The sequence below is a fragment of the Wolbachia endosymbiont (group A) of Sicus ferrugineus genome (genome assembly GCF_947251515.1).
Lineage (GTDB): Bacteria > Pseudomonadota > Alphaproteobacteria > Rickettsiales > Anaplasmataceae > Wolbachia.
The window spans coordinates 799,457-822,567 of the sequence record NZ_OX366370.1 but is presented as its reverse complement, the minus strand read 5'-3'; the positions used below and the strand labels follow the sequence as shown (position 1 = coordinate 822,567).

The following is a 23,111-nucleotide window of genomic DNA, read 5'->3' as shown; positions in this document are numbered from 1 at the left end:
ACCTAAATTTAAATTAAGAAATATTAGCCAATTCCACTGTTTCCGAATGAATGCATCCTCTTACTTTTTCAACTATAGGCTGTATAATATAGTTATTTACTTTCTTAGCTGTAAACTTTATACATTCCCCTGCAATACCTGCTAAAAGTGGTGTACTAATTCCTACTATTATACCTATTCCAGTTGCTGACAACCCACCAAGGGAAACAGTATTCACAGATGCAGCAAGACCAACTCCAATTGCTATGCCAGAAATATATGATAAGTTCCATAACTCAAGTAGCTCTTCGTGGCCTGCCTGATATAACGTATAAAGTGACCAAAAAATTAATGTAGAGGATAATGCTGCAGAAGCGATAATGGCACTGCCTAAAACAATGGGCAAAAAAGCTGTAAAACCTAGCGCAGAACCAATAAGACCTGTAATATACCCTATTGTACCACCTGCTACTAATGTTGCTCCCGCAACCAATGTTATTATCTCAAGTGTTTCTATACTCATGATTCTCCTTGGAATGTTTCATAATAAAGTATAGCCTATTTTCTCATTATTTGTTAAGTTATTTTGTCTATCAATCTGATTCCAAAACAGCAAAATTGTTGTATAATGTTACTTTGAAGTTTTATTTTCAATGCACAAGTTTGCAATACTCTTTTCTATACTGTTTGCAATAGTTGCTTACTATTTAAACAGTGAGATTATATTTGAAATAGCAAAGCTGTTTAGTGACATATTTGTTAGTTTGTTGAAATTAATAAGTTTACCTTTAGTTTTTCTATCAATAGTTTCCACAATTTTAGGACTTAAAGACTCAATCGAAATTAAAACCTTAGTTAAGAAAACACTATTTTATACGCTGCTTACAACTATTATAGCTGCGTTTGTTGCATTATTGTTTTACCTGCTAATAGACCCAGTGAAAAAAAATTTCATATGTAACACGATAGGAAGTTTGGATAATAACAATTACAGTTACTTTTCATACTTAAAATCACTCATTCCTTCGAATTTTGTGCAAGTTTTTCTTGAAAATAACGTTATTGGTAGCATATTGATCGCTTTTTTGATGGGTGGAGCTATTGTTTCACTTTCAAAAGAAAAGCAGGACATATTACATCAAATATTCTCTGCACTTTTCGATACGTTACTTAAAATTGCTCAGGGGTTACTAAAGCTTGTTCCACTTGCTGTGTGGTCTTTTATTACATGTTTTTTGCACGAATTAAAAGGTGGTAGCGAGTTCTACAGTCTTTTATGGTATTTTGTTTGCATAATGTCTGCAAATTTTGTGCAGGCATTTCTGATTTTACCGCTACTTATGTGGTATAAAGGCATATCACCAATTCAAACGCTGAAAGGGGTTATGCCGGCACTCACACTTGCGTTTTTTTCTAAATCATCCAGTGCAACATTGCCAACAACTATAGACTGTGTGCAAAATAAGCTAAAGGTGCCAAAGAAATTATCGTCCTTTATTTTACCAATATGCACAACAATTAATATGAATGCGTGTGCTGCATTTATACTAATCACTGTAATGTTTGTTGCAGAGATGAATGGATGCGCATTTTCCTTAAGCGAAATGTTTATATGGATTTTTTTAGCAACTAGTGCAGCAATTGGTAACGCTGGAGTGCCGATGGGGTGCTATTTTATGGCAACCAGTTATCTCATGTCGATGAATGTTCCTCTGCATATTATGGGACTGATTTTGCCTATTTATACAATCATCGATATGTTTGAAACTGCAATAAACGTGTGGTCTGATATTTGTATCACTCGGATAATTAATAAAGAATGTAATAGTGAAACTTAAAAAATGATATTAGACGAAAACAACCTAATAATAAAAGAATTTAAAGAAGCAGAAGCAATTTTGCATGGGCATTTTGTTTTATCATCCGGACTGCATAGTGACACATACATACAGTGTGCGAAGATTTTTGAAAATCCAAGCAGAGCCATGAAAGTTTGTGCATTATTAGCAGATAAAATAAAAAAAGAATTAAATAGCTCCATAGATTTAATATTATCTCCTGCAATTGGCGGAATAGTTGTAGGTTATGAGATTGGCAGGCAGCTTGGAATAAAGACAATGTTTTGCGAGCGCGTTAATGGCAAGTTTGAATTACGCCGTGGATTTAAGATCAAAAAGGGTGAGAAAATATTACTTATCGAGGATGTGATAACCACAGGCAAATCTTCACTTGAAGCAGTGAAATGTGCAGAAGGGGAGGGAGGTAAAGTCATTGCTGAAGCTTCTCTAATAAAGAGGAATAGTGAAACGAAACTGCCTTTTCCTGTCATATCTTTGATTGAACTGAACATCAAAAACTACAGCGAGGAAGAACTTCCAAGTGAATTAAAACAACTACCCATAACAAAACCTGGGAGTAGAGAATATTTAACAAAGTAATCCTATAATATCTTGGAAACACAGCACTTATACACAGCTTTAGTTATTTACTCCAAGTGTATTTTATGTATACTTATTACTAAATTAATTTTGAAATGATAGAAAATGAACGAATTTAAATCGATCCGTAATATAGCAATAATCGCACACGTTGACCACGGTAAAACTACTTTACTTGATAACATGTTAAAACAAAGTGGCACGTTTCGTGAGAATCAAGAAGTTCAAGAACGAGTGATGGATAGTGGTGATCAAGAACGTGAACGTGGGATTACAATACTTGCAAAATGCACGTCAATAATGTGGGGCGATGAAAAGATCAATATTATTGATACGCCAGGGCACGCGGACTTTGGTGGAGAAGTAGAAAGGGTATTGTGCATGGCAGATGGCGTGTTGCTGCTGGTTGACGCTGCAGAAGGTCCCATGCCACAAACTAAATTTGTGTTGTCAAAAGCACTAAAAGCAAATTTGAAGCCAATTGTGATAATCAATAAGGTCGACCGACCAGACAGCAGAATTGATGAAGTATTAAATGAAATATATGAGTTATTTTTTAACCTTGATGCAACCAACGAGCAGCTAGATTTTCCAGTGTTGTATGCTTCAGGTAGAAATGGTTGGTGTGCTAAGGAGCTTTCTGATGAAAGAAAAGATTTAAGCCCATTATTTTCAACGGTTATATATTATATAAAACCTTCTGTTTATGATCAAAATGCCCCTTTTGCTATGTTGGTCACTCTACTTGAGTCTGATAAGTTTCTTGGCAGAATATTGACAGGAAAGGTTTATCAGGGCGTTGCAAAAGTCAATTCAGATCTTAAGGTACTTGATCTGGACGGTAAAGTAATTGAACGAGGGAGATTAACTAAGTTACTCTCATTTTCTGGCTTGAAACGTATTCCGGTAGAGCAAGCTGTAGCAGGTGACATAATTGCCATTGCAGGACTTGAGAAAGCTTCAGTTTCAGACACTATAGCAGCACCAGGAGTTACAACTGCAGTCAGCTCAACTCCAGTTGATCCGCCAACAATGGCAATTACTATAAGCGTTAATGACTCACCTTTTGCTGGGCAAGAGGGAACAAAACTTACCTCAACTGTTATAAAAGATCGTTTATATGCAGAAGCAGAAACAAACGTTGCAATTACTGTAACTTTGGCACCAAGTGGCGAAGCATTTGAAGTGGGTGGACGTGGTGAGTTGCAGCTTGGAGTGCTGATTGAAAATATGAGAAGAGAAGGTTTTGAGCTTTCTGTTTCACGCCCTCGAGTGCTATTCAAAGAGGAGGATGGCAAAAAACTTGAACCTATAGAGGAAGTAGTAATTGATGTAGATGATGAATATAGTGGAATCATCATGGAAAAACTCAGCTTTCGAAAAGGTGAAGTGACTGACATGAGACCTTCTGGCAATGGCAGGACAAGATTAACGTTTTTAGTGCCATCAAGAGGATTAATTGGTTATCAAGGAGAGTTTTTAACTGATTCTCGGGGCACAGGCATAATTAACCGTTTATTTCATAGTTATGCTCCACATAAAGGTCCAATTTCTGGAAGGCGCAATGGAGTTTTAATTTCTACAGATAAGGGTGAGGCTGTGGCGTATGCAATTTTCAATTTGCAAGACAGGGGAATTATGTTTATCAAGCCACAGGATAAGGTATATTGTGGCATGGTTGTCGGCCAGCATAGCCGTGACAATGATTTGGAGATAAACGTGCTAAAAGGTAAGCAATTAACAAACGTAAGAGCTTCAGGTAGTGATGAAGCCATAAAACTCACTCCTCCAAAGATAATGACACTGGAGGATATGATAGCGTATATAGATGATGATGAATTGGTGGAAGTAACTCCAAAATCTATACGTTTACGCAAAAAATTCCTTGATCCAAATGAACGTAAGCGTGCAGGAAGGGCAAAGAATAAGGAGTAGAGGTTTCTTTTTGCAGGTAATTTTCGTAACAGATTCCAGTTCGTACTGTACGAACATTTGCTTTTGTTAAGCACAACAAATGGGTCAGCGCATGACGCACAATTGTACAAACATTGTAGCCGTTATTCAAGTAGCCCGCAGAAACGAAAAACTTGCTTGACACATTTTGCCAGCCCCCTTATCATAAAACTGAAGGTATTCATTTATCTTCATCTGTGCAGATTAAACAGCAAGAAAACAACGTAGTTGGCGTCTTATTTTTAATTTTTTGCACTATGTGCACCTTATGTCTTCACAACATTTCTGGGTTTTTACCTATATAAGCTGAAACGCGCTTATAAGTCGTTTAAGACAGTATAGTACGCCAATTTGCAGGATTAGAGAGTGACAACTAGCTAACACGGGATTTCTTTTGCCTTTTTTTCTGCTTAGTAAATTTCTTAAACATTTATGACTAAAGGTTAGTTGCATTAAAAAGCAGCTGAGTCGCGGTTATTAAACGTTTAAAACATAAAAAAACGCCAATACTGAAAATAGACAATGACCAGGGCTTCTTTTGCCTTTTTTTTCGTTTGCTTAAATATTTTCTTAAATTTTATAGCTAAACTGGATCCCAGTGTCTGGGCACTGGGATGATAGGGAGAGGATGCTGGGGTGGCAGCTCACTAAAATACACACATGAACTTTCTAAAATTCATTAAGTTATGCTTTCAAACGGTAGTGCCGGGGTGTGAGTATAATGATTATCAGTATATAAAAGTCATAGCAGACAGACTTGAAGCGGCAAACGTTGGCAAAATGAGGCGAATAATATTCAATATGCCTCCGCGTTCAATGAAGTCCATGTGCATAAGCGTTGCGTGGCCCGCGTGGATACTGGGAAATCAGCCAACTGCAAGAATAATAGTTGCAAGTTACTCTCGGCTGCTCAGCGAAAAACACTCGCTCGATACAAGGTGTATAATACAATCTAGTTGGTATAGAAAGCTATTTCCAGAAGTAGAACTATCCAAAGATCAGAATACCAAATACAAATTCCAAACATTGCAGAGAGGATTTAGAATCGCAACGTCCGTTGGAGGAACATTAACCGGTGAAGGTGGAGATTTCATCATCGTGGATGATCCACTGAGTCCCGCTCAAGCTTTGAGTGAAACGTTTAGAAAGCGTGTTACAAACTGGTTCGATCAGACTTTAGTAACCAGGCTTAACGACAGAAAAAAAGGAGTAATCGTTCTTGTGATGAATAGGCTACATCAGGAAGATTTGACCGGGCACCTTCTCTCCAAACCAAAAAACATATGGCACCATGTTTGTTTGCCAATAATAGCTAAAAATAAGGAGATTACTTATTCAATCAAAAAGCCAGCGCCTCCTGTTCCTGTCGTCCAAGTAACTGCAACCAGGCGGTTGTATAATACAACAGCATTATGCGCTGCACCTGCAATAATATTATTTTCAAGAGAAGAAGATCAGTTGTTATATCCCCTAGATGGAGGAAAAGAAGAAATTGAGATGATAAAGGTTGAACTTGGGAGCTATGCTTTTTCTGTCTTATACCAATTCTCATTGTTGGTCAGTCAAATAGGAGAAATTGCAGAGTTGTTTAATTGTGGAGCTGGCAAGAGAAGTAATAAATTTGCACAAAGCACCCTAAAGCAGAGCAATTGTATCGTATATTTTATTGCGCAAAATGTTCTGTTTTATGTATAACCAAAGCCTCTCAACAGGATTGAGTTCAGGTGAATATGGAGGTAGGTATATAATCTCAATATTTTTAGCTACCTTTAAATTTTTTGACTTATGCCAACTAGCACAGTCCATAACAAGAACAGCTTCTCTTGTCCCTAGATATTGCGACATTTGCTCAAGAAATACATTCATGCAATCAGTGTTAACATTTAGTGCAAATAAGCTAAAACTCTCTCCATTTTTAGGATTAACTGCACTGTAGAGATAAAAATTATGCCTACCTAATTTTATTTTAACCCGAGTCCTAGTGCCTTTTTTAAACCATCCATGCCCAACTTTCGAATGTGTGCCAAACCTTGATTCATCAAAGAAAAATAGCTCTTTTTCTGGATACTTGCCAATAACTTCATTGAGATTTTTTTTTGAATTCCTCTTGTTTACTTTTATCTTGTACGTTGTGTACTGGTCTTGGTGTAATATATGAAAATTTCATCTTTTGCATATGGCGGTGTACTGTAGATTTGCTGATATTTAATCCGAACTTTTCCTGGATTCTTATTCTCATTTCTTTAATGGTAATATTAGGATTTTCTTCTATACATGCTTCAATTTGCTGTAGTTGAGCCTGATTTAATTTAGTTTTTCTACGGCGTGATGGAGGAGCAAACAGTTTTTCTTCTCTGCCAAATTTCAAGAGTTTTATCCACGAAGTTAGTGCGCTTCTTGAAATTCAATATATTTTTGCTACAGCCGTTATACTATGCTTTTTTGCCGCAATTACAGCATTTAGTTTTTTTGAAACATATGCATTGTTCCTTACTTTCTTCAGCATTTCTTTTGCTGATTCTACTACTTTTTCATCCAATAATTTTGATCTTAATGCCATTTATACCTCGCTACTTCACTTACTTTAGTATGGCTTTTTTTCCATTATTGTCTATCCGTTCTTTGTATAGTGGGAATTGGTATCAGTATAGCCCGAACTAATACTTTTACACGGAGAAAAATCTTTTTGGTTTCAACACCAACAGTTCATGGAATCAGCAGAATAGAGAAGGAATTTGAGAGTTCAGACAAACGTTACTTTTTTGTACCTTATCCACATTGTGATCACTATCAGGTGCTGAAATGGCCACAGATAAAGTGGGAAGATAAAGAACCCTCAACAGCCCACTACGTTTGCATAGAGTGTAGGGGAGAAATAAAAAATCATCAGAAAACAGAGATGCTAGCTAGAGGTGAATGGAGGCCTACTAATCCAATAAAAGGTGAAAAAAAAGGGTTTCATTTATCGAGCTTGTATAGCCCAGTTGGCTGGTATAGTTGGAAACAAGCAGTGGAAGATTATCTTCATGCAAAGGAAAATGAGCAATTACTGAAAGTTTGGATAAATACAACACTCGGAGAAACCTGGGTAGACAAAGGAGAAGTACCAGACTGGAAGCAACTATTTGAGCGTCGAGAAAATTTTCCGATAGGTACGGTGCCAAAAGGTGGAAAAATAGTGTTAACGGCAGGGGTTGATGTGCAAAAAGATCGGTTAGAAGTAGAAGTAGTAGCATGGGGAAAAAACCGAGAAAGTTGGTCAATAGACTACCAGGTATTTGAAGGAGATCCGGGAGGAGAAGAAGTATGGGGAAAACTTTCGGAATTATTAAATCATCATTTTATCGGTGAAAATGGGCTTGAATACATGATAAGCATGATGGCGGTAGATGCTGGGTATGCAACACAAGAAGTATACAACTGGGTAAGAGGTCACCAAGGGTCAGGGAGAGTAATGGCAGTAAAAGGGGCAAACAAAGCGCTAGTGCCACTGAGCAGCCCAAGTAGAGTTGATGTCACAGTTAGTGGACAAAAGCTAAAGAGAGGAATGAAGCTGTGGCCAGTTGGAGTATCGATATTAAAGTCCGAGCTTTTTCAGCTACTTAATGTTTTAACAGAAGGGGCGCCGGGGTATTGTCATTTTCCCGAATATCCACCTGAATATTTTAAGCAACTTACTGCAGAACAACTAATTACCAAGGTAGTAAAAGGGTATACCAAGCAAGAGTGGCAAAAGATAAGAGACCGAAATGAAGTACTAGATTGCAGAGTTTACGCAAGAGCTGCGTCTATTGCCCTGGGGATTGATCGTTGGCCAGAAAGTAAATGGGAAAGTTTAACAGGTAAAAAAGCTAAAATGTCAAAAAGAGTGAGAAAGAGCAAGTGGCTAAGCGAGAAAAATGTATAGTTTAGCACAAGTAGAAGAAGCGATAAGGAAGCTACAGAGGGGGGAAAGGGTTGTCTCAATTGCATATGGTGACCATGTGGTTCGGTACGGAGAAGTACAGATAAAAGATCTATTGGACTTAAGACAACGAATTAAATCTGAATTGAAAATCGCAGGTGTGAAGCCGAAGAGAAAGATTGTTATTTCAACGAATAAAGGGATCATATAATGATAAAAATCGTTGAAAGGAACACTATGACAAAAATTATAGGAAAAGGATATACAGAATTTTTAGAGCAGTTGAAAGAACATATTGCTACTAGTCGTTATAAGGCAGCAAGAACAGTAAATAAGGAACTGCTACTGCTTTATCATTATATTGGAACGCGGATTCTAGAAAAACAAAAGAGTCAGGGTTGGGGATCTAAAGTAATTGAGCAGTTAAGTAGAGACTTAAAGGCTGAATTCCCTGAAATGAAAGGATTTGGTATTGCTAACTTGCATAATATGAGGCGTTTTGCGGAGATTTATCCTAATCCTGAATTTCTCCAGCAAGTTGCTGGAATATTACCATGGTATCATCATGTCGTTTTAATGGAGCGAGTAAAAGATCACGAAGCAAGGCTATTTTATATAAGAAATGCTTCAGAGTATGGTTGGTCACGTGCTATAATGATACATCAAATAGAACTTGGCCTTCATAAACGGCAAGGTAAAGCAATTACAAATTTTAAAGAAAAACTGCCTTATCCAACATCAGATCTAGCAAATCAAACTCTTAAGGATCCATATATTTTTGATTTTTTAAGTATAGGCAAAGACGCTCATGAAAGAGAAATAGAAAAAGGGTTAGTGGCACATATTGAGAAATTCCTACTGGAACTCGGCGCTGGTTTTTCTTTTGTTGGGCGCCAATACCATTTAACAGTTAGACAAAAGGATTACTACTTAGATCTCCTATTTTATCACTTAAAGCTTAGGTGTTTTGTAGTAATAGAAATTAAAGCAGTTGAGTTTGAACCAGAACATTCTGGAAAGATGAATTTTTACTTATCAATGGTTGATGACTTGATAAAACACTCAACAGATAACCCTTCAATAGGATTAATTTTATGCAAATCTAAAGATAATGTACTTGCTGAATATGCACTCCGAGACATGACCAAACCAATAGGTCTTGCAGAATATCAAATCACTGAAAATCTACCAGAAAACATCAAAACAGCTTTGCCAACAATAGAAGAGTTAGAAGCTGAGTTATCTAAAGTTTCAGACAAGGAAAAGTAATGTTATTGAAATCATTTAAACAATTATTCCGCAAACCACCAAAGCCTAAAGGTTCAGCATGGGATGCGTCAGGCTCAGGAAGGAGATTATTGCACTTTCAACCAGAAGTAGGAAGCATAAATAGCTTACTCTCTCACAGCCTTGAGCACTTACGTAGCCGCTCTCGAGATATGGTAAGAAAGAACTCCTATGCAGCAAACATCATCGATACGATAGTGAGTAATTGCGTTGGAACAGGAATAAAACCGCAATCAAAAGCGAAAGATGCAGAGTTTCGGAAAAAAGTGCAAGAATTATGGCTGAGATGGACAGATAAACCAACAGGACCAGAGCCTGCGATGATAATGTTTTTCATTTTTACCTCATATGAACCACCTAACGCTAGGCTTACCATAATATGAGATATAATGCAACAGTTTTTTTATTTAGAAATAGACTACTGCGGTGATTGCTGTGCTGCTACAAAACGCTCATATTCTACTTTTGCCATTTTAGTACTGGGTTTAAACGCTTCATATGTAATACGACCAGCTGCAAGTGCTGCTACTGTAACTATAGCTGCTGCGCCTATCATACGTGGTGCATCGGGTGTAATATTACCAGTTGTGAAAAGTGTTATTGCTGCTACAGCACCCAGTAACAGTGTTGAATAACGAACAAAGAGATCTTTATTGTATGCTTGTTTTAACTTCATTAAGTACCCAGTTTCACGAGGACGGTCTTGTGTGAAACCCCAATCAACACGGCTTTGCCAAGCTTGCCTTTCATACACATAATGGTCTATTGGAGTTGCACCATTGTTATCCTCTAACCAAGGATCTGCGCCAAGTTCTATTAAGGCTAATATTGTTTTCTCTGAACCTAGATGGGCAGCTATATGTAATGGAGTCTGTCCAAGATTATCTATTATATCGATTTTTGCTCCTTTTGCTGCCAAAAGCTTTATTGTATCTACTTGGAATCTTATAGCAGCTCTATGTAGAGGAGTAACTCCTTGTGCATTTTTGATATCAGTATTTGCACTGTTTTCCGTCAGAAATTCTATTTCTTCTATATTGCCATTATGGGCAGCATTATGCAAAAGAGTATCGCCATCTTCATCTTGAAAATCAATGTTAGAACCATTTTTGATCAATAGCTCTGCTATACCTCTACTGCCGATCGCATAACCTAAAGGTGTAGACCCATGTTGACTTACTGCATTAACATCTGCTTTTCTCTCTATGAGGAATTTTATTATCTCTACATACTTTTCGTAATCGGGAATATTACCCTGTTGAAGAGCAACACGAGCTTTTTTGATGGCAATGTGTAGAGAAGTTTCTTCACGTACCTCAGTTTTTGCATTGATATTTGCTCCATTGTCCAATAAGAACTTGGCCATGTCTTTATTACCAACTTCAACAGCAACACATAAAATTCCACATCCACAATTTATGTCAACACCTTTTCCTAGTAGATATTTGAGCATATCTTTGTCATCTCTTTTTACTGCATAATGCAAAGGTGTATACTTATACTTATTAAGTAAATTGACAGCTGCACCTCTGTCTTTTAGGTGCTTCACGATTCTCTCATAGCCATTTTCAGCAGCAATGTGCAGCATTGTTCCTAGATGATAGCTATCAAATTGACAATCCAATGAAAAATTATTACCCTCCCATAATTGATATTCTTTCTCATATAGTTTATATTCATACTTGCAAGTATCCCATTGTGAGTACAGCTCATCCATTTTCCTTTCAAACTCTTGTTTTATTTTTTCAACTATATTACTCGAGTCTAAATTCTGGTCATTATTTAATGTTTCTAATATTTCATGTAGCAGACCCATATTATTCCCCCCTTAAATCTTGTGACTAAATAATATATTATGACTATCCTGTAGAAGAGAGTCAATTAAAAAGCATTTGAGGCAAAACTTTCTACAAATTAAATTATGTAAAAAAATGTTTGCACATTATGTAATTGTTCAATATAAATGGCATTAATTGTCAAGATAAGGTGTTTTATGCAAGCTGCAGAGCAAAAAACAGAACAGCAAATATTATCAAAAGAACTAAGAGAGGATAAAAGGCTACAGTTAACAAATATAACTGAAGAGCAAAAAGCTGCAGCAATAAAGCAACTTGAAGCACGAGGAATCATCATCCGCAAGGGAGTTTAAACGCCAACTGCCTAACTGAAGAGCAGAGCTACCAAACAACTTAAAACACACAGCATTAAAGGGAAAGGGGGAAAGAATGCAAAATCCATTTACAAATCCAGCATTTAGTATGACGGAATTAACTAAAGCAATAAATATATTGCCGATAAATTATGGTCGCGTCGAAAATTTAAATTTATTTCCAAGTAGATCGGTAAGATTTCGACATATTAAGATAGAAGAGCAAAACGGAGTATTGAGTTTATTACCAACGCAAGTTCCGAGAGCACCAGCAACAGTGGGAAAACGAGGAAAACAAAAAATAATACCAATTCCCACTATACAAAGAACGGATAAACAATAATGGGAAAAAAGCCATACTAAAGTAAGTGAAGTAGCGAGGTATAAATGGCATTAAGATCAAAATTATTGGATGAAAAAGTAGTAGAATCAGCAAAAGAAATGCTGAAGAAAGTAAGGAACAATGCATATGTTTCAAAAAAACTAAATGCTGTAATTGCGGCAAAAAAGCATAGTATAACGGCTGTAGCAAAAATATATTGAATTTCAAGAAGCGCACTAACTTCGTGGATAAAACTCTTGAAATTTGGCAGAGAAGAAAAACTGTTTGCTCCTCCATCACGCCGTAGAAAAACTAAATTAAATCAGGCTCAACTACAGCAAATTGAAGCATGTATAGAAGAAAATCCTAATATTACCATTAAAGAAATGAGAATAAGAATCCAGGAAAAGTTCGGATTAAATATCAGCAAATCTACAGTACACCGCCATATGCAAAAGATGAAATTTTCATATATTACACCAAGACCAGTACACAACGTACAAGATAAAAGTAAACAAGAGGAATTCAAAAAAAAATCTCAATGAAGTTATTGGCAAGTATCCAGAAAAAGAGCTATTTTTCTTTGATGAATCAAGGTTTGGCACACATTCGAAAGTTGGGCATGGATGGTTTAAAAAAGGCACTAGGACTCGGGTTAAAATAAAATTAGGTAGGCATAATTTTTATCTCTACAGTGCAGTTAATCCTAAAAATGGAGAGAGTTTTAGCTTATTTGCACTAAATGTTAACACTGATTGCATGAATGTATTTCTTGAGCAAATGTCGCAATATCTAGGGACAAGAGAAGCTGTTCTTGTTATGGACTGTGCTAGTTGGCATAAGTCAAAAAATTTAAAGGTAGCTAAAAATATTGAGATTATATACCTACCTCCATATTCACCTGAACTCAATCCTGTTGAGAGGCTTTGGTTATACATAAAACAGAACATTTTGCGCAATAAAATATACGATACAATTGCTCTGCTTTAGGGTGCTTTGTGCAAATTTATTACTTCTCTTGCCAGCTCCACAATTAAACAACTCTGCAATTTCTCCTATTTGACTGACCAACAATGAGAATTGGTATAAGACAGAAAAAGAACTATCAAGTTTAATAAGAGAATATCAAAAGATTAAGGGCCAAGCAGCACGGGATAGATTCAATGTGTTAGCCGAATCTTTTTGCGAAGGCATTAAGGTTACCAAAGAAAAGGTTAACAAAGCAGAGAGGATCCAAGTTGCTAATAATCTACTTATATTGGGCGTTTCTATCGATGTTATCTCCCAAATAACTGGTTTATCAACTGATGAAATTGCATGACTCCAATCACAGAATAAACTAGTGAATTTTTTAAAAAGTATATAAAATTCAAGTGATTATTTTAAGTAAATAGCATGGCACTTAGACTCATTCCAGATAACCTCAATATCAAGTTTAGTAAATATAGGGATTTGACTGCATTAATTAGCATTATTTTTATCATCTTTTCAATGCTCATTGTTGTGTTACGTGGAGTGAACTTAGGCATAGACTTTTCAGGCGGAATTTTGATAGAGATAAAATCTTCAGATGAGAATCACTCTATTCTTGATGCATTAAAAGAAAATGGTTTTACAGTGCAGAGTTCAAAAGCGGGTGATAATTTAGTCATGCGTTTTAAAGATGAAGGAGATGAAGATAAAATCAAAAAGATAAAAAGCATACTAGAAAAAAAGCTGGGAAGCTCAATAAGCTATCGTAAAATAGACTATGTTGGCCCACAAATAAGCTCAACACAAATATTTGAAGGAATGTTATCCATGTTGATCGCAATTGTTGGAATATTTTTTTACGTTTGGTTTAGATTTAATTGGCAATGTGGATTCAGTGGAATAACAGCACTGATTCATGACGTGGTTTTAACTATTGGTTTTATTAGCCTAACTGGCATTGAGTTTAATATTTCATCAGTTGCAGCTCTCCTCACTGTCATTGGTTATTCAATCAATAACTCAGTAATTATATACGATCGGATTCGAGAGTATTGCAAGAGTGGTAAAAGTGGGCGGATGAGTGAGATGGTAGATGCAAGTATCAACGCTACATTATTTCGCACTATATTAACCTCGGGTACAACCCTTCTTGCTGCTCTTCCTTTGACATTAATCTGCACAGATGCAGTGAGAGACTTCAGCTTGATCATTTTTTTTGGTATTTTGATTGGTACTTGTTCTGCAATATTTATTTCTGCTCCTATATTAACCTACAGAGCTTTGATAAGTAGATTGTAGAAGTGTTTAGTCGCGGTATAATATCAACTTATTATCTCTTATAGTGAAATGAAAATACCTTAAAAAGCTCATTCCAAGTAGTGAATGAGACATAGAATGAGCGTTAACGCTCGCCTGTACATCATTAACTAAAAAATTCCCTATTTTAACCTGAGGGATGTGAACAACACTAGCTTTTATTTGACCTTTCGCAGTTTCATATATTTTAAAATCCTGAACGTTTTGTAAGTTAATACCAACATGTAATGCGTCTTTTTGTGATAGAACAATATCGGTTGCTCCGGTATCAAGCAAAAACGTTATATTGCGATCATTGACCTGAGCCTGAATATAAAAGTGTCCATCGTATGATTTCGTAAATTCGATACTTCCACTATTCTGACCACTATTCTGAATTCTCCCTTTATATGGTAAAAAAGTACTGAGAAATCTGTCGCTTAGTTTGTCCCTTTGTGAATCAATAAGCATTGAAGTGGCGGCTATTATTAGTAACCAAATAACTAGATTTTTCACCGCGTTCATATTGTTAAAATTTGAAGATTAGCGTTAAAAGTTATTATTAAAAATAAGTAAATTTTATTGTTTTAGTACAATATTTAATATACACTTTAAGAAGATATGTTCGATTTAATTTCATGTCAGAAGCAAAAAGTTTAATTTTAGCAGCTATCCTTTCCATGTTGATCATGGTATCTTGGCGCATTATTTATGATAATTTTTTTAGTGCAAACCAAAACCAGCCATTGATTGAAAATATTGAACATATCGAATCTTTTAACGACCTTACTCCTATAATACACCAAAATCGTTCTGAAATTATTAATTCCACTCGAGAACAGAGGGTTAGTTTAATCAATAACATGATTAAAGGATCAATTTCTTTGAAAGGTGCAAGGTTTGATGACTTAATCTTAACTAACTACTACTTAGAACCGAGTTCTTCTTCTCCACAAGTGGTGTTACTGTCACCTGCAGAATCAAAAGATGTATATTTCGCAGAATTTGGGTGGCTCGATCCGAATGAAAAGATTAAAGTTCCAGATTCTAAAACAGTCTGGCAAGCAGATAAACTCAATCAAAAAGAGGTCAATTTATTTTGGGATAATGAAAATGGCATTTTATTTAGAATGAAAATTAGCCTTGACGATAATTACATGTTTAAAGTTGAGCAAATTATTGAAAACAATACAAAAGATAATGTAGTTTTGGTTCATTATGGTAGAATTAACCGTAAACGTGACAATATCAACGAATCTTATTGGATATCCCATGAAGGAGTACTGGGTGCATTTGATAATAAACTGGAGGAGTGGACATATAAGGATATCTCTAAGAAACATTTAATAAAAGCAAGCTCAAGTGAAAAAAATTGGTTTGGTTTTGCTGATAAATACTGGCTTACAGCCATCATACCTGAGAAATCCGATAAAATAAATGTAAGCATTAAACACACGAACGTTAATAATACTGATAAATTCCAAGTAGATTTTGTCAAACCTTACAAGAGCATACTTCCTGGCGCAAGTGTTTCTAATGTGAATTATTTTTTTGCTGGAGCAAAAAAGTTGAATTTACTGGATTCTTATAAGGATACTCTCAATATACCTTTGTTTGATAAAGCTGTAGATTTTGGTGTTCTTTATTTTATAACCAAGCCAGTGTTTTTACTGCTTGAATATTTTAACTTCATTTTAAAAAATTTTGGCTTAGCAATATTATTGCTGACTTTAGTAATCAAACTTTTGATGCTTCCCTTATCTAATAGATCATATATTTCGATGTTCAAGGTGAAAAGCCTGCAGCCTGAATTAACTCGTATAAAAGAGTTGTATAAAAATGACAGCTTAAAGCAGCACAAAGAGACAATTGCGTTGTTCAAGAGAAACAATGTAAACCCAATGTCGAGCATTTTTCCCATGCTAATACAAATACCGGTATTTTTTGCTCTATATAAAGTATTATTTGTTACTATAGAGATGAGACATGCTCCTTTTTTTTTATGGATTAAGGATCTTTCAGCTCCTGACCCAACGAACATCTTTACATTATTTGGGTTGTTTAATTATAACTTTCCTATTTCTATAGGCATTTTACCTATAATTTTCGGTGCCACCATGATAATTCAGCAGAAGCTAAGTGAGAAAGATCAAACCAGTAAAGATGATATTCAAGTAAATGTTATGAAGTTTTTACCTTACATTTCTGTCTTTATTTTTTCTTCTTTTCCTGCCGGCCTGGTAATATATTGGATATTTAGTAATATTATAACTCTAATTCAACAATCATTAATAAAGTTGCTTTTAACAAGAAAAGTGGGGATGAATGTCGAAAATACTAATAGTTAATTCAATTTACCACACTGAAATAGCGAACCTTTTGCTTGAAGGTGCAGTCGATAGATTAAAAGAAAGTCATGCAAGCTATGACATAATTGAAGTTCCTGGTGCATTTGAGATACCAGCTACAATTCTCTTTGCAGTCAAAAGCAAGAATGCTAATTATGACGGTTATTTAGCTCTTGGGTGCGTGATTCGCGGTGAAACCGATCACTATCAATATGTTTGTAAAGGAGTAATCGAAGGCTTAAATGAAGTTATTATGCATTATGTAATGCCCCTTGGTATGGGCGTAATTACCGCTGACAGCAAAGATAAAGCACTAGTTAGAGCTGACAAAAATAAAAAGAACGTTGGAGGCCATGCAGCCTCAACTGTTTTGCATATGATAGATTTATACAACAAATTAAAGTAATGGAGGAAAAACCAGTAGATAAAAAGTGGCGCATAAAAAGAAGTACGGCAAGATTTCTTGCTGTACAAATTGCTTATTCAAATATTTTCGTAGGTTACAACAAAAGCACTTTTAAACTGGAAAATTGTGAGCTTAAGAACTACATAAGTAAGTTGAAAGATATATTTGAATGTGAAGAATTTGAACATCAGTTCTTAGAAAACTTGTTATATAAGGTTATAAAAAGCAGTGAAGAATATGATAAAATAATAGAGTCTTACTTACACCCAAGCTGGTCCCTTTCACGGTTAAATCTTATAAGCTTATCTATTTTGCGTGTTGCAATATGTGAGTTAGCTAATTGTGATGCGCCAGTTCCAGTTGTCATTAATGAATATACTAACATTGCATCTGATTTACTTGATAAACCAAGCGAAATTGGTTTTATTAATGGGTTATTGGATAAGGCAAAAGATGCAGTTAAATTAAATAAAAATCCTTAGCAGCTTCTCACAACTATATAAAAGTTTATTTTTTAAGGAAATTTTCCATAATAAATTTAAGTAACTGACATTAAAAAAACGGTAGACTTAGTCTACCATTTTTATTTCGCTTAACTATTTATTTCTTCCGTTCTTCCCTTGCTCAGCTGCTGGTTTTTGCACAACTGTGCTTGGCATAAATGTAATGCTTAATTCCTTAGGATACTGATCCCTTAAGCCTAAACCTAATGTTTCCAATTGCTTACTTCTATCATTTATTGGAACATATTTACCCTCACCATCTTTCACTTCTAGTGAAGACACATGGAAGAGATAAGTGCTGCCAAGCAAAATCAGATTTTTATGATCTCTGTACTTGACGTGATCAACAAGGGTAATACGATATACTTCACCTTTTGAGTTGGCACAATCTATACGATATTTGTCACCTACTTTATAATTCTCTTCAATAAACTTACTATCTTCGCTTGATACTCGTAGCACTAGATGTGCATCATCACTACTAACACTGAGCTTCGAAGCTTTCAACTCAGATATTTCGTTATTTTTGCTGATGGCATACATTGCTAAACTAACCAGTGCAATAGTAACAGTTGCTAATATACCCATTCCAAGTGGTGTAGCTGCAAAAGCTGCAAGTGGAGCTAGCATGGAAGTTGAAGACACCCAATATGGTGCTGAAAGTGCTACTGCTGCGCCTACGAAATACAGAACAGTAAGCGTTGCAAGTGCAGTGTTTGTTTTGTGGAACTGACCACGATGATTTTTGAAAGTTAGTATAAACGACCTCATTTAATAAAATATTAATATGCTTAAATTGTGTATAAAAGAACTGTCATAGTCAAGCTCTTTCGCAAATTACCTGCCACTTGAGCCAAAGCCCCCTGCATTGCGACCGGTTTCTTCTGTGCAGAATTCTTCTCTGTCATCCCAAATTACCTGAGATACAGGAGAAATAAGGATTTGTGCAATTCTATCTCCTCTTTTTATCTCATACGACTGATTACTTAAATTAATTAGGCAAATCTTCACCTCACCTCGATAATCAGAGTCTATAGTGCCCGGAGAATTTAAGACAGTGATTCCATGTTTTGCAGCAAGACCAGAACGTGGGCGGATTTGCCCCTCAAAACCGTTTGGTATTGCAATCACAATTCCAGTTGGAACAAGTAATCTCTCAAGTGGATTTAAAACAGCAGAGTCATTCAAAGCAGCATAAAGATCCATACCAGCACTCTGCATAGTTGCATAACATGGAAGAGACAAGTCTTCTCCGTGTGATAATCTTTTTATTTCTACTTTAATTTTTTGCACTCCAATTTACCAACTATGAAGATTTAATTATAGCATGTAAATTGTATCTGCAAAAGTAATAAATGTTACATCGTAAATGATGTCATTCTAGTGCTTGACGCTAGGCCATAAAATAAGTTTTTCGTTTCTATATGCGCTACCTTAAGACTTTAATTATACAACGTCTTAACGCACTTAACCCCATCAACATATAAATTTGCATGACTTTTTTGAGTATTCAGCAATGCAAGTCCAATGTTGTCTACACTAGAGCGCAGTTCCCCTATTTCCTCATTATTTTCATTTGTCACTTTAGTGCCAATATCTGGAAGTGCGTTATCCCCCTCAACAAGATAAAGTTTTCTTCTGAATATTTCTTGTCTGCTCATTCGATTTACGACTTCCTGACCTACGTAACACCCCTTATTAAAGCTTATACCGTTTGCCTTATCGATTAAATATTGCAATGGGAACGATGAATTTTGTACCATATCTTTTGCTCCATCTGGGACAAGGTTTTTAATTCTAACTTTTTCATACTGAATAAAATCTCCAACCGGTTCTTTTATTTCATCTTTATGTATGATCCTCATTCCTAGCAGCTTGTGCCTTGGATCTTGAAAAATAACTTGTGACTTACTACTACACTCCGCCAACTTAGTATCAAACAAAACTCCAACCTTATATAGTGCACTAATGTCTTTAATTTTCACTCTCAAATAAGTTTTAAGTAAATCTAGTTTCTCGATTATTTGCTGTAAGTGCACATTTTCGCACTCTAAGAAAATATATCTACCATATTCAATAAGAAAAAAATCATATAGGTATTTTCCCTGAGGGCTAAGCAATAAAGAGTAAATAGCTTTTTGGCTATCCAGCTTATTAATATCATTGGTTATAATGCCCTGCAGAAAATCTCTAGTGTCAGGCCCATATAGCACTATCACACCACGACTTAAGAATGGTATATAACTCATGAAATCTCTATAAATAAACCTAAAATTTATTATATAACATTAAGCTTTTTTAGAAAATGCTTTTGGGGTGCATATTTTACAAGCTCCAGCCCTTGAAATCTAACTTACGAGTATATATATAAAGTTATAGGTTAATTTGTTGAAAGGAAAAGCAAATGTCAAGTATAAGTTTAAATGTATTGGATGATAGCGTGCTGATCAAGCCTATTAGCGAGGAAAAGCAGGGTGGAATTATGCTTCCATCAAGTGCTGAAAAGAAACCTACTAAAGGTGAAATTGTAGCAACTGGTGAAGGTTCACGCAACTCAAATGGCGAACGCATAGCTTTAACTGTAAAGGCTGGTGATAAAGTGTTCTATCGTCAATGGGCTGGTACAGAAATAGAACATAATGATGAAAAGCTTATCGTGATGAAAGAGTCCGATATACTTGCTGTCATTAAATAGCAGTCTTTATTTTACTAAACTGAAACAAAGCGCAACATAGCGCATTGTAAATGGTTTTATTATAGTTTTCTAAATTTTTTATTAACAAGAGGTGATAAAAATGACTAATGTAGTAGTATCAGGTGAGCAGTTACAAGAAGCCTTTCGTGAAGTCGCAGCAATAGTGGATTCAACGGTAGCAATAACTGCGGGACCTAGAGGAAAAACAGTAGGGATTAATAAGCCCTATGGAGCACCAGAAATTACAAAAGATGGTTATAAGGTGATGAAGGGTATCAAGCCTGAAAAACCACTAAATGCTGCAATAGCAAGCATCTTTGCCCAAAGTTGTTCTCAATGTAACGACAAAGTTGGTGATGGTACAACAACGTGCTCAATATTAACTAGCAACATGATAATGGAAGCTTCAAAATCAATTGCTGCTGGAAACGATCGTGTTGGTATTAAAAACGGAATACAGAAGGCAAAAGATGTAATATTAAAGGAAATTGCATCAATGTCTCGTACAATTTCTCTAGAGAAAATGGATGAAGTAGCGCAAGTTGCGATAATCTCTGCAAATGGTGATAAGGATATAGGTAACAGTATCGCTGATTCCGTGAAAAAAGTTGGAAAAGAGGGTGTAATCACTGTTGAAGAAAGTAAAGGTTCAAAAGAGTTAGAAGTTGAGCTGACTACTGGCATGCAATTTGATCGCGGTTATCTCTCTCCGTATTTTATTACAAATAATGAAAAAATGATCGTGGAGCTTGATAATCCTTATCTATTAATTACAGAGAAAAAATTAAATATTATTCAACCTTTACTTCCTATTCTTGAAGCTGTTGTTAAATCTGGTAAACCTTTGGTTATTATTGCAGAGGATATCGAAGGTGAAGCATTAAGCACTTTAGTTATCAATAAATTGCGTGGTGGTTTAAAAGTTGCTGCAGTAAAAGCTCCAGGTTTTGGTGACAGAAGAAAGGAAATGCTCGAAGATATAGCAACTTTGACTGGTGCTAAGTACGTCATAAAAGATGAACTTGGAATCAAGATGGAAGATCTGACACTTGATGATCTTGGTACTGCTAAAAATGTTAAAATTACTAAAGATAATACCACAGTTGTCAGCGAAAATAGCGATTCTGACAGTGTGAAAGCTAGAATCGAGCAGATCAAATCTCAAATTGAAACTTCAACTTCTGATTATGATAAAGAAAAGCTAAGAGAACGTTTAGCGAAATTATCAGGTGGTGTTGCTGTGCTAAAAGTTGGTGGAGCAACTGAAGTGGAAGTTAAAGAACGTAGAGATAGAGTTGAAGATGCGCTGCATGCAACAAGAGCTGCAATTGAAGAAGGCATAGTTCCAGGTGGTGGAGTTGCACTTCTTTATGCTTCATCTGTTCTCGAAAAATTAAAAGGTGCAAGTGACGAAGAGCAAATAGGCATAAACATTATCAAGAAAGTTCTCAGTGCTCCAATTAGAAGGTTAGTTAAAAATGCTGGTCTTGAATCTGCTGTTATCATTGACTATTTGATTAAGCAGAATGATAAAGAGCTTATATACAATGTTGAGGCTATGAATTACGCTAATGCATTTACAGCTGGTGTGATTGATCCAGCAAAAGTGGTGCGTATTGCTTTTGAAACAGCGATATCTGTTGCGAGTGTGCTGATTACTACTGAATCTATGATAGTTGATGTACCAAGCAAAGAAAATGCTTCATCTCCTATGGGCGCAGGAGAAATGGGTGGCATGGGTGGATTCTGAGTAGAGTGAAGCCGTGGAGCAATTGCTCCACGGTAGTTCCAAAAAATCTCACATTTTACTATTCGTTAAAGATAATACGTTTGGTGCAGAAAGGCACTACTGTTTACATCCGTTTCACCCCTTTATATTGTGGTTGTCTAATAACAAAAAGGCAGCATAAGAAAACTATAACCCCTGGTGTATTTATACTAGCATAATGCTATATTAATAAATAATCTATATAATGCTATTAAATATAACACTTAAAATCTAAATCACTTTCTCTATAAAAGGAGAAATTTGCCTTAATGAAAATACATATATATTTAATATTGTTTTTATTTTTTTCTTGCACCCAACTATATGCTGACGAGGAAATTGCAAAATTTGATTTACTTATTGGCAAGATAAATGAAGCAAACCTCACTCTTAAAGGTGCAATAAAGGTTACAATAGAACCAGGCTGGCACATATATTATAAAGATTCTGGAGATTTCGGTCTTCCCACTTCTTTTGATTGTAAGGGTAACACATTAAACATAGATATTTACTGGCCTACTTCAAAGGAACATAGAGATAAAGTAGGAAGAGAGATATTTATCAGTAACGTATATAAGGATATGGTATTATTTCCCTTTAAGATGAATGTGTTTTCAAATCAAGGGTATATTGACCTTAACTTCCATATAAATTATGCAATATGTAAAGATAGGTGCATCCCTAAAAATGTTGAGATAAAAACCAGGCAACCACTAAAGGATTTTATAGATTCTGATATCAATAAACTTATAAATGAATGGTATGGAAAATAGAGTTCTCATGGGGTAGGTGTCATTCCAGCGCGTGACGCTGGAATCTAGCTATGGTCAAACCCACATCTGTACGAACTTGTGGTATAAGGGAATTCCTCTAAAATGGCGTCATCCAAGTAGCTGACACTGGGATCTATAATAAAAAAATTTAGATCCCAGTGTCACGCACTAACTGTACGAACATTGAGATATAAGAGTAATTTGTACCAAGAAAAAAGATGTCATCCCAGTGCCCAGACACTGGGATCTAGATTGGACACTAAGTTGGTGAGTATAAAAGTAGCCAACCTTATGTTAAAACACAATATTTTTGGTGAG

19 protein-coding genes and 7 pseudogenes are annotated in these 23,111 nt (G+C 35.6%); 19 read left to right on the top strand and 7 right to left on the bottom strand.

Going from position 1 to position 23,111, the window contains the following annotated elements:
• Nucleotides 1–13 precede the first annotated feature (13 nt).
• A complete protein-coding gene (locus OPR24_RS04225; protein WP_265032772.1) occupies nt 14–502 on the bottom strand; it encodes a hypothetical protein in 489 nt (162 codons plus the stop codon).
• Between the two features lie 130 nt (nt 503–632).
• Here OPR24_RS04225 and OPR24_RS04220 point away from each other — a divergent pair, with 130 nt between their 5' ends.
• The 4 genes and pseudogenes from OPR24_RS04220 to OPR24_RS06460 all read left to right on the top strand — a co-directional run.
• Nucleotides 633–1,817 (top strand): dicarboxylate/amino acid:cation symporter, encoded by a 1,185-nt coding sequence (locus tag OPR24_RS04220; protein WP_265032771.1) that lies wholly within the window; start codon nt 633–635, stop codon nt 1,815–1,817.
• A 3-nt stretch (nt 1,818–1,820) separates the two neighbouring features.
• Nucleotides 1,821–2,417 carry an orotate phosphoribosyltransferase gene (pyrE, locus tag OPR24_RS04215; protein WP_265032770.1) on the top strand — a complete coding sequence of 199 codons (597 nt, stop codon included), beginning with the start codon at nt 1,821–1,823 and terminating at the stop codon, nt 2,415–2,417.
• A gap of 105 nt (nt 2,418–2,522) precedes the next feature.
• Entirely contained in the window at nt 2,523–4,352 is a 1,830-nt protein-coding gene (gene typA / locus OPR24_RS04210; protein ID WP_265032769.1) for a translational GTPase TypA, read from the top strand.
• A 678-nt stretch (nt 4,353–5,030) separates the two neighbouring features.
• Nucleotides 5,031–5,915, top strand: a pseudogene (locus OPR24_RS06460) (phage terminase large subunit); the annotation flags it as partial.
• A 3-nt stretch (nt 5,916–5,918) separates the two neighbouring features.
• On the opposite strand, the pseudogene OPR24_RS04205 reads toward OPR24_RS06460, so the two are convergent.
• Nucleotides 5,919–6,930, bottom strand: a pseudogene (locus tag OPR24_RS04205) (IS630 family transposase).
• An 81-nt stretch (nt 6,931–7,011) separates the two neighbouring features.
• Between OPR24_RS04205 and OPR24_RS04200 the strand changes: the two are divergent.
• The 4 genes and pseudogenes from OPR24_RS04200 to OPR24_RS04185 form a co-directional block, all read left to right on the top strand.
• Nucleotides 7,012–8,277 (top strand): annotated as a pseudogene (locus tag OPR24_RS04200) (phage terminase large subunit family protein); the annotation flags it as partial.
• Nucleotides 8,270–8,485 carry a gpW family head-tail joining protein gene (locus tag OPR24_RS04195; RefSeq protein WP_265032768.1) on the top strand — a complete coding sequence of 72 codons (216 nt, stop codon included), beginning with the start codon at nt 8,270–8,272 and terminating at the stop codon, nt 8,483–8,485. The pseudogene OPR24_RS04200 and the gene OPR24_RS04195, both read left to right, overlap by 8 nt.
• 26 nt (nt 8,486–8,511) lie before the next feature.
• Nucleotides 8,512–9,543: a PDDEXK nuclease domain-containing protein gene (locus OPR24_RS04190; protein WP_265032767.1), complete on the top strand. Its 1,032-nt coding sequence runs from the start codon at nt 8,512–8,514 to the stop codon at nt 9,541–9,543.
• A pseudogene (locus OPR24_RS04185) lies at nt 9,543–9,860 on the top strand (phage portal protein); the annotation flags it as partial. The gene OPR24_RS04190 and the pseudogene OPR24_RS04185, both read left to right, overlap by 1 nt.
• A gap of 119 nt (nt 9,861–9,979) precedes the next feature.
• On the opposite strand, the gene OPR24_RS04180 reads toward OPR24_RS04185, so the two are convergent.
• The gene (locus OPR24_RS04180; RefSeq protein WP_265032766.1) at nt 9,980–11,377 is read right to left on the bottom strand and encodes an ankyrin repeat domain-containing protein; all 1,398 of its coding nucleotides are present in this window, start codon (nt 11,375–11,377) and stop codon (nt 9,980–9,982) included.
• A gap of 255 nt (nt 11,378–11,632) precedes the next feature.
• Between OPR24_RS04180 and OPR24_RS04175 the strand changes: the two are divergent.
• The 5 genes and pseudogenes from OPR24_RS04175 to secF form a co-directional block, all read left to right on the top strand.
• Nucleotides 11,633–11,710 (top strand): annotated as a pseudogene (locus OPR24_RS04175) (head decoration protein); the annotation flags it as partial.
• Nucleotides 11,711–11,786: 76 nt separating this feature from the next.
• Nucleotides 11,787–12,044, top strand: a pseudogene (locus OPR24_RS04170) (major capsid protein); the annotation flags it as partial.
• Between the two features lie 53 nt (nt 12,045–12,097).
• Nucleotides 12,098–13,109, top strand: a pseudogene (locus tag OPR24_RS04165) (IS630 family transposase).
• An 88-nt stretch (nt 13,110–13,197) separates the two neighbouring features.
• Nucleotides 13,198–13,353: a hypothetical protein gene (locus OPR24_RS04160; RefSeq protein WP_265032765.1), complete on the top strand. Its 156-nt coding sequence runs from the start codon at nt 13,198–13,200 to the stop codon at nt 13,351–13,353.
• Between the two features lie 74 nt (nt 13,354–13,427).
• Nucleotides 13,428–14,303 carry a protein translocase subunit SecF gene (gene secF, locus OPR24_RS04155; protein ID WP_265032764.1) on the top strand — a complete coding sequence of 292 codons (876 nt, stop codon included), beginning with the start codon at nt 13,428–13,430 and terminating at the stop codon, nt 14,301–14,303.
• 6 nt (nt 14,304–14,309) lie between these two features.
• Here secF and OPR24_RS04150 read toward each other — a convergent pair whose 3' ends face one another.
• Entirely contained in the window at nt 14,310–14,825 is a 516-nt protein-coding gene (locus tag OPR24_RS04150; protein WP_265032763.1) for a TIGR02281 family clan AA aspartic protease, read from the bottom strand.
• Between the two features lie 113 nt (nt 14,826–14,938).
• Between OPR24_RS04150 and yidC the strand changes: the two genes are divergently transcribed.
• Genes yidC through nusB form a run of 3 tightly spaced genes read left to right on the top strand, consistent with a single transcriptional unit; the run spans nt 14,939 to nt 17,536 of the window.
• Complete coding sequence (gene yidC / locus OPR24_RS04145) at nt 14,939–16,648, top strand: membrane protein insertase YidC (protein WP_265032762.1); 1,710 nt, start codon at nt 14,939–14,941, stop codon at nt 16,646–16,648.
• Complete coding sequence (locus OPR24_RS04140) at nt 16,626–17,054, top strand: 6,7-dimethyl-8-ribityllumazine synthase (protein WP_265032761.1); 429 nt, start codon at nt 16,626–16,628, stop codon at nt 17,052–17,054. Before yidC ends, OPR24_RS04140 begins: the two co-directional genes overlap by 23 nt.
• A complete protein-coding gene (gene nusB / locus OPR24_RS04135; RefSeq protein WP_265032760.1) occupies nt 17,054–17,536 on the top strand; it encodes a transcription antitermination factor NusB in 483 nt (160 codons plus the stop codon). The genes OPR24_RS04140 and nusB overlap by 1 nt, the downstream gene beginning before the upstream one ends.
• 114 nt (nt 17,537–17,650) lie before the next feature.
• Here nusB and OPR24_RS04130 read toward each other — a convergent pair whose 3' ends face one another.
• The 3 genes from OPR24_RS04130 to ygfZ form a co-directional block, all read right to left on the bottom strand.
• Nucleotides 17,651–18,328 carry a hypothetical protein gene (locus OPR24_RS04130; protein ID WP_265032759.1) on the bottom strand — a complete coding sequence of 226 codons (678 nt, stop codon included), beginning with the start codon at nt 18,326–18,328 and terminating at the stop codon, nt 17,651–17,653.
• 66 nt (nt 18,329–18,394) lie between these two features.
• Nucleotides 18,395–18,850 (bottom strand): dUTP diphosphatase, encoded by a 456-nt coding sequence (gene dut, locus OPR24_RS04125; RefSeq protein WP_406833282.1) that lies wholly within the window; start codon nt 18,848–18,850, stop codon nt 18,395–18,397.
• A 149-nt stretch (nt 18,851–18,999) separates the two neighbouring features.
• Nucleotides 19,000–19,806, bottom strand: coding sequence for a CAF17-like 4Fe-4S cluster assembly/insertion protein YgfZ (gene ygfZ / locus OPR24_RS04120; protein WP_253309649.1), 807 nt, complete (start codon nt 19,804–19,806; stop codon nt 19,000–19,002).
• Between the two features lie 155 nt (nt 19,807–19,961).
• On the opposite strand from ygfZ, the gene OPR24_RS04115 reads away from it, so the two are divergent.
• The 3 genes from OPR24_RS04115 to OPR24_RS04105 all read left to right on the top strand — a co-directional run bounded on the left by OPR24_RS04115 (nt 19,962) and on the right by OPR24_RS04105 (nt 22,793).
• Nucleotides 19,962–20,252: a co-chaperone GroES gene (locus tag OPR24_RS04115; protein ID WP_373457551.1), complete on the top strand. Its 291-nt coding sequence runs from the start codon at nt 19,962–19,964 to the stop codon at nt 20,250–20,252.
• A 100-nt stretch (nt 20,253–20,352) separates the two neighbouring features.
• Nucleotides 20,353–22,002 carry a chaperonin GroEL gene (groL, locus tag OPR24_RS04110; protein ID WP_265032757.1) on the top strand — a complete coding sequence of 550 codons (1,650 nt, stop codon included), beginning with the start codon at nt 20,353–20,355 and terminating at the stop codon, nt 22,000–22,002.
• A 287-nt stretch (nt 22,003–22,289) separates the two neighbouring features.
• On the top strand, nt 22,290–22,793 hold the full coding sequence (locus OPR24_RS04105) for a protein-disulfide reductase DsbD domain-containing protein (protein WP_265032756.1): 504 nt from the start codon (nt 22,290–22,292) through the stop codon (nt 22,791–22,793).
• The last annotated feature ends 318 nt before the right edge of the window (nt 22,794–23,111 follow it).